Origin of the sequence: Thermogutta sp. (assembly GCF_014359955.1) — a bacterium.
GTDB lineage: Bacteria > Planctomycetota > Planctomycetia > Pirellulales > Thermoguttaceae > Thermogutta.
Genome location: NZ_JACIYL010001061.1, coordinates 1 through 1,191 on the forward strand (window position 1 = coordinate 1; position 1,191 = coordinate 1,191).

Here is a 1,191-nt window from a genome sequence, read left to right on the forward strand (position 1 = left end):
AGTGTTCGGCTTCCAAGAAGCTGCTGATTCTGGACGTGTCTCCAGCAGGAGCTCAGATCCCTGGTGATGTGGTTTCTGCGGAGGATGCCCTCCAGACCGTTCAGGGACCGCCGGGTCGCGCCCCGTTTCGCACTGTCACGGCGATTGCCGCGACAACGTCCGGCCAGCGGGCCGTCACCAACCAGGAAGGTTCCGCCACGGCGATTGCTTTACTCGACGCGTATCGAGGGGCGGCCGACGAAAATCGAGATGGGCAAATCGACGCGGGAGAACTCTATGCTTTCCTGTCGCGGCAGTTGCCCCAGATCGCCGGGACGTCGCAGTCGCCGCGGTTGCTTCTGCCGGATAATCGTCCTCCCCGTCTGACAGAAGAGGCCAAGAACGCCCTGCGGAGCCTGGGAGCGATGCTCCTGCAGGACAATCTGGATGCGAGAGTGGTCAATGACGCCTATCGCACGGCCCTCAAACTCGCCGGCAAGGAACCGGAACCTGTCCTTTTGTACGGGCTGTTGCAGATCAAAATGGCACAATTCAGCGAAGCAGAACGGGTCTTCGAACCGCTGAAACTGGAACGTCCCGAAGAACTGGTGAGTTATCTGGCCCTGGCGTGGACGAAGCTTTTCCGACGCGACTACAGCGGGGCGGTGACGGAGATGTTGGCGCTTGCTTCTCACTGGGAAAGCTCCCAGGTGAAGCCGAAGCCTGGCCTGATCGTCACGGTTCTGAACGGACCGGAAGTGTTCCATTTTTTGGGCCAACTCCGCGAATACGCAGCCCGAGTTGGGGAGGGGAATGAACGCCCGCCGGATTCCCTGTTCCAGAAACTAGACGAGAGGGTGCAGCAATTGGGCGAACCGTTGACGTCGGCGTATGAACAGGGTCGAGAACAGAGTCGCCAGATCCTGGATCGATTCGACGAGCAACTGGCCCGAGCACCGGATCAGGCCACCCAGGTCAAAATTCGTTACGAGAGAAGGCAGTTGGGACGATACGCATCATTTCCGTTCGAGTCGCTATCGCGGCAGATTCTTAACGGCTTGGATCGCTAGAAGAGGAAAATCGGGCCGCGGTTTGACTCTTTGCGACAGGCCGTCGGCCGGAAAGTCGGCCCCCGAAAGGGCGAGTTGGGTATAAAAAAGTGGGCTTCCGGCGTGCCACCTCCGCAGTGGCGAAATCATGCGGTAGGGCAAG

Annotated in this window: 1 protein-coding gene; it reads left to right on the plus strand. The window is 59.5% G+C overall.

The genetic code is table 11. The annotated features are described in order from the left end of the window. Positions 1 to 1,049: hypothetical protein (locus H5U08_RS19370; protein ID WP_297036996.1), on the plus strand; the 1,049-nt coding region annotated here is incomplete at its 5' end. Between the last annotated feature and the right edge of the window lie 142 nt (positions 1,050 to 1,191).